The sequence below is a fragment of the Acidimicrobiales bacterium genome, assembly GCA_036273495.1.
Classification (GTDB): Bacteria; Actinomycetota; Acidimicrobiia; order Acidimicrobiales; family JAJPHE01; genus DASSEU01.
Genome location: DASUHN010000315.1, coordinates 1 through 5,070, shown reverse-complemented (window position 1 = coordinate 5,070; position 5,070 = coordinate 1). Strand labels below are relative to the sequence as shown.

Sequence of the window (5,070 nt, the reverse complement as noted above, 5' to 3'; positions counted from 1 at the left end):
CCGCCAGACGGGGGCGTTGTTCCGCAACCAGGTCAGCTCCTCCTGCGGGTTTCGGCCCCAGAAGGCCCCGTCGACGAGGTCGATCGTGTCTTCCAATCCGCTTCCTTCCTGATCGGCCCGCGCCGGGGCAGCGGCGAGTGGGCGCTGAGGGACTCGAACCCCCGACCTGCTGGTTGTAAGCCAGCTGCTCTGACCAAACTGAGCTAAGCGCCCGGAATCTGAAGCGTAAGCCCTCTGGCCTAGAGGGCACGCCAGTAGATCAGGGCGTCCTCGCCATCGACCGCCCGGGGTATCCGCCCCACGACCTGGAAGCCCAGCTCCTCGTACAACCGGCGGGCCGGGTTGGACTCGAAGACCAGGTTGAACTGGAGGGCATCGAAGCCCACCCGGCGGGCCTCGTCGAGGGAGTGGACGATCAGCTCCCGCCCGAGACGCCTGCCGCGGAACCCGGCCACCACGAAATACCCGGCGTTGGCGATGTGGGCCGCCCGCCCCACGAAGTTCGGCTTCAGGTAGTAGGCGCCGGCCAGCTCGCCGCCGACCCGGGCCCGGACCACCGCCGTCGAGTGGGCCAGCCAGTAGTCGTCGAAGTCGGTCCGGGAGAGCGGCGGCTCCTGGGGGAAGCCGTCGCGGTCCTCGACGATCCGCGAGAAGGCGGAGAACAGCTCGTCGTGGTCGGCCTCGGACAGCCGAGCGATGTCGGCGTCTCCCACCGGGCCGGGGGCGCGCCCCTTGTCACCCCCCATGGCCGCATCGTGCCATAGCCGCCCTGCCGGCGGGACCCTGGCAGGGCCTTGAGTGCGTCGGTACCCTCGAGGGCATGCTCAAAGACTTCAAGGCATTCATCCTGCGGGGCAGCGTCGTCGACCTGGCCGTGGGCATCGTCATCGGCGCCGCCTTCGGAACGGTCGTCGCGTCGTTCGTGAAGAACCTGCTGACCCCACTGGTCACCATTCCGGGGAAGGTCAACTTCTCCTCCCTCAAGGTGACCGTCCGCCACAGCGTGTTCTCCTACGGACAGTTCCTGAACGACATCATCTCGTTCGTGATCATCGCCGCCGCCGTCTTCTTCTTCGTCGTGCGGCCGGTGAACACCCTGATGGCGCGCCGGCGGACCGATGTGGAGACGGAGTCGCTGACCCGGGAGTGCCCGGAGTGCCTGAGCAGCATCCCGATCCAGGCCCGCCGCTGCGCGTTCTGCACGAGCGAGGTCGGCGCCGCCGCCTGACGCAGCTCGGGGGACCGGCCGGCGGAAGGGCCGGCGCCTCCCGTTTGACGGAAAGGGCGCAGGGCGGCCGGCGACCACGCTCGGCTGCCCCACGCCCCTCCCTGCGACCGGGGTTTCCTGACCCCGGGTCGGGGCGGTCAGGCGCCCAGGGCCGCCACCGAAAGGTGCTTCGGCGGCCGACCCCGCTTGCGCTTGTAGGGGAGGATCACGCCGTTCATGAACAGCTGGCCTCCCCACACGCCCCAGGGCTCCCGGCGCTCCCTGGCCCCTTCGAGGCAGGGCTCCATCACCGGGCAGGTCCGGCAGATCGTCTTGGCCCGGGCTATGTCGTCGAGCTGTTCGGAGAAGAACAGATCCACGAGCGTGCCCCCGTCGCTCCGGCACGCGGCCTGGTCCCAGACCACCGCGGACCAGTCGGTGACCTCCGAAACCTCTTCGTATGTCGTGTTCCCCTGCTGGGCCAGCATCTGGCCGTCCCCTTTCGGTGTTGAGGGCTGATCCGGGAGAAACAGAAAGGCCGCCGGCTGGTGCCGGCGGCCTGGGGGCCTTTCCTCTGGTTGGTGACTGGCCTATCCAGTCTTCCCCTTCCAGGAGGCCCCGGGCCGCACGGCGGTGGCGTTGATGCCGAGATCAACGGTGCCGTAGGCGCCGAACCGGGCGGACATGGCAGCGGCAAAATGCCCACACGGGCGCGCCGCGGTGCCATGAGTGCCCTTCGGCTTCATGGTCCACCACGTCTGCTGCATGCGCCCCTGTCCTTCGTGCTCGCGCGCCGGCCCGAGGTGCCGACAGTGGTACTGCATCACGATCCGAGGCCGGGCGTCAATCGATTTAACGGGCGGGGGGCCCGCCGGCCCCCGTCCGGAAGCGGACGATCTCCTCGAGCAGCTCGGGGGTGGCGGCCGCCACCGGCGTCCGCCGGCCCCGGTGCTCCCTCGTCACCAGGTCCCGGCCCTGGGCGTCGGCCACCGCTGCTCCCGCCTCCCTGCACACCAGGGCCGCCCCCAGGTAGTCCCACGGGCCGTGGGCGTCGGCGGCGTTGTCGCAGAAGGCGTCGAGGACCCCCTCGGCCACCAGGCAGATGTCGAGGGCCGATGCCCCGAGGGACCGGGTCTGGCCCCAGGGCGGGTGGGCCCGGGGCAGCGCCGACACCGCGACCAGGGCCCCCGCCGCCTGCTTCCGGCCCGACGGGACCAGGGGGCGTCCGTCACAGGTCGCTCCCGCCCCCCGGGCCGCCTGGTAGCGGCGGCCACTGGCGAGGTTGGCCACCACGGCGGCCCGGCAGCCGTCGGCGTCGAGGACGCAGATGCTCGTGGCGTACCAGGGAAGGGCCCGGGAGGCGTTGGTGGAGCCGTCGAGCGGATCGAGGACCGCGAGCAGATCCCGGTCGGGCTCGGTCAGCCCCGACTCCTCCGACAGGACGCCCAGGCCCGCCCCGGTCAGGACCCCGAGGGCGGCGGCGTCGGCGACCAGGTCGGAGCGGTACTGGCCTGCCCGCGTCCCGGCCGGCCCCCAGTCGTCCACCCCGGCCAAGGCGGCGGAGACGGCGTCCACGGTGGCGTGCAGGACGTCGAGCAGGGTGCCGTCGTCCACCCCGCCAGCAAACCAGATGGGCGGCCGCCGGCGGGGCCGGGACCCGCCCGGCGGGGGAGCCGGGGCGTGGGGGACCCGGCGGGGATCGAACATAGGCTTGCCCCATGGCGGTAATCGACGTCGCCGGGTACGTGGCCGAGCTCAAGGACCACGCCGTCGACCACGGCTTCCACGTCCACGACGAGCGCCACTTCGTCGAGACCTACTCGCTGCGCCAGGTGTGGGAGGTGGACCTGCATCCCGAGGAGGGCTGCGGGGGGCCGATCGACCTCCACCTGGCCCTCGAGGTCGACCCCCGGGTCCTTTTGTCCTTCGAGGACCTGGTCGTGGACCTGCCCGAGGAGAAGGAGCCGCCCGACCGCTTCCACTTCCCCCTGGACTTCACGTGGCAGCTGCCGCCGCTGCAGAAGGGGCCCGACCTTCTCCGGCTGGCCATCGACCTCGCCGGGGTGGGCGGGATCGAGCTCCCGCTCGAGGTCTCGGCCATCGACTCGTTCGCCTCCGCCACCGACGCCGCCGACCGCCGCCTCAACATCGTGGCCCATCAGCAGGTGTCCCTGGCCCGGGTGCTCTCGGGGGAGGAGCTGATGTGCGAGACCTTCGACCGCTGCCTGGCGGTCAGCCGCTTCCTTCTCGAGGCCGCTCCCGACTGGATGGATTGATGCAAGGGATCCACCGGCGCCGATAGGAGGGCCGCCGTGGGGTCGGGGCCCCAAGGCACGCGGCGGGCGTGGTCCGAAGGACCCGGGTACCCGCCGCTATGCGTTAGCGATCCACTCGGCGTAGGCCGACGCGAACAGCGCCGGCATGCCCCCGGTGTGCAGGAACACCACCCGCTGGCCGGCCCGGATGCGGCCGGCGCCCACCGCGGCGATGAGACCCGCCATCGCCTTGCCCGTGTACACCGGGTCGAGCACCAGGCCCTCGAGGCGGGCGGCGGCGTCGAGGGCCCGGCGGGTCTCGTCGGTCATGGCGCCGTAGCCGGCGCCGAAGCGGGCGTGGTCGATCACGCACCGCCCGTCCGGGGCCTGCATCCCGGCCAGGTCCGCCACCTCGGCCGCCTTCTCCGGCACCCGCTCGTCGAGGTCGGGGCGGGTGCCGACATCGACGCCGAGCACCCGGTCGTGGTTCCCGAGGGCGGCGGCCAGGCCGGCGTGGGTGCCGCCGGAACCGTCGGCCACCACCACCACGTCGACGTCGGGGTCCTGGCCGAGCAGCTCGATGCCGGCCTGCACGTAGCCGAGGGCACCGACGGGGGACGCGCCTCCCACCGGGATGGCGTAGGGGCGGCGGGAGGCGAGGCGGAGACGGGCGGCTTCGCCGTCGATGGCGGCCTCGGTCTCGTAGTAGTCGAGGTCCCCGGCCCACACGATCTCGGGGCCGAGGAGGTGGTCCAGGACCACGTTGCCGGTCGGGTGGCGGGGGCGCCCGCCGGCCAGGACGACGGTGGCGTCGATGCCGAGCTTGTTGGCGGCGGCCGCGGTCATGCGGACGTGGTTGCTCTGGCGCCCCCCGCCGGTCACGAGGACGTCGCAGCCGGCGGCGAGGGCGTCGGCGCACAGGTACTCGAGCTTGCGGGCCTTGTTGCCCCCGCCCGCCAGGCCGGTGCAGTCGTCGCGCTTGACGGCCAGGGTGCCCTCGGGCAGCCCCAGCCACGCCGCCAGGCGGTCCATGGGCTCGAGGGGGGTGGGGGCGTGGCACAGCGCCACCCGCCGTTCCAGCGGCAGCGCCTCCCCCATCGAGCGGGCGAAGCTACTTCGTCTCCGCCCCCATGTCCTTCTGGGCCAGCATGTTCTTCTGGGCCAGCATGCTCTTCTGGGCCAGCATGGTCCCATGCCCGCCGGCCCCGCTTCGCCCTACCCCCGCACCCCCGCCCTCGACCGGTTGGTGGCGGCGGTCGAGGCCGCCCTCGCCGACCCCGACCTGGACGGGGAGCGGTCGCGGGCCGAGGCCATCCGCCCGGCCCTGGCGGGTCTGCTGGCGGAGCCGGGCGCCGTGCCCGAGGAGGCGTGCGCCGATCTCGACGGGGGCGCGGTCGGGAATCTCCTCCACGCCGACCCCGCCGGTCGCTTCCACGTTCTCGCCGTCGTGTTTCCCGAGGGAACGTCGTCCGGCGTGCACCACCACGGCTGCTGGGGGGTGATCGGCTACCTGCGGGGTGGGGACCAGGAGACGCGCTACCGGGCCCGCTCCGACTCGGGCGCGGGCGCCGAGCTCGACGAGACCGGGCGCGAGGTGTGGCACCAGGG

The 5,070-nt window shown here is 72.7% G+C and carries 7 protein-coding genes and 1 tRNA gene; 3 read left to right on the top strand and 5 right to left on the bottom strand.

The features are described from left to right. Nucleotides 1-138: 138 nt before the first annotated feature. Nucleotides 139-213: transfer RNA gene (locus tag VFW24_13420), tRNA-Val, on the bottom strand. A 26-nt stretch (nt 214-239) separates the two neighbouring features. After that, nucleotides 240-746 (bottom strand): GNAT family N-acetyltransferase, encoded by a 507-nt coding sequence (locus tag VFW24_13415; protein ID HEX5267764.1) that lies wholly within the window; start codon nt 744-746, stop codon nt 240-242. A 74-nt stretch (nt 747-820) separates the two neighbouring features. Between VFW24_13415 and mscL the strand changes: the two genes are divergently transcribed. Next, nucleotides 821-1,228, top strand: a complete 408-nt coding sequence (gene mscL, locus VFW24_13410) for a large conductance mechanosensitive channel protein MscL (protein ID HEX5267763.1) — start codon at nt 821-823, stop codon at nt 1,226-1,228. A gap of 137 nt (nt 1,229-1,365) precedes the next feature. On the opposite strand, the gene VFW24_13405 is transcribed toward mscL, so the two are convergent. Further along, nucleotides 1,366-1,695 (bottom strand): WhiB family transcriptional regulator, encoded by a 330-nt coding sequence (locus tag VFW24_13405; protein ID HEX5267762.1) that lies wholly within the window; start codon nt 1,693-1,695, stop codon nt 1,366-1,368. Nucleotides 1,696-2,059: 364 nt separating this feature from the next. Continuing rightward, nucleotides 2,060-2,821 (bottom strand): inositol monophosphatase, encoded by a 762-nt coding sequence (locus VFW24_13400; GenBank protein ID HEX5267761.1) that lies wholly within the window; start codon nt 2,819-2,821, stop codon nt 2,060-2,062. A gap of 104 nt (nt 2,822-2,925) precedes the next feature. Here VFW24_13400 and VFW24_13395 point away from each other — a divergent pair, with 104 nt between their 5' ends. After that, on the top strand, nt 2,926-3,483 hold the full coding sequence (locus tag VFW24_13395) for a hypothetical protein (GenBank protein HEX5267760.1): 558 nt from the start codon (nt 2,926-2,928) through the stop codon (nt 3,481-3,483). A 96-nt stretch (nt 3,484-3,579) separates the two neighbouring features. On the opposite strand, the gene VFW24_13390 is transcribed toward VFW24_13395, so the two are convergent. Continuing rightward, on the bottom strand, nt 3,580-4,560 hold the full coding sequence (locus VFW24_13390) for a D-cysteine desulfhydrase family protein (GenBank protein ID HEX5267759.1): 981 nt from the start codon (nt 4,558-4,560) through the stop codon (nt 3,580-3,582). Between the two features lie 94 nt (nt 4,561-4,654). Between VFW24_13390 and VFW24_13385 the strand changes: the two genes are divergently transcribed. Next, the coding region (locus tag VFW24_13385) for a hypothetical protein (GenBank protein HEX5267758.1) at nt 4,655-5,070 on the top strand (416 nt) is incomplete at its 3' end.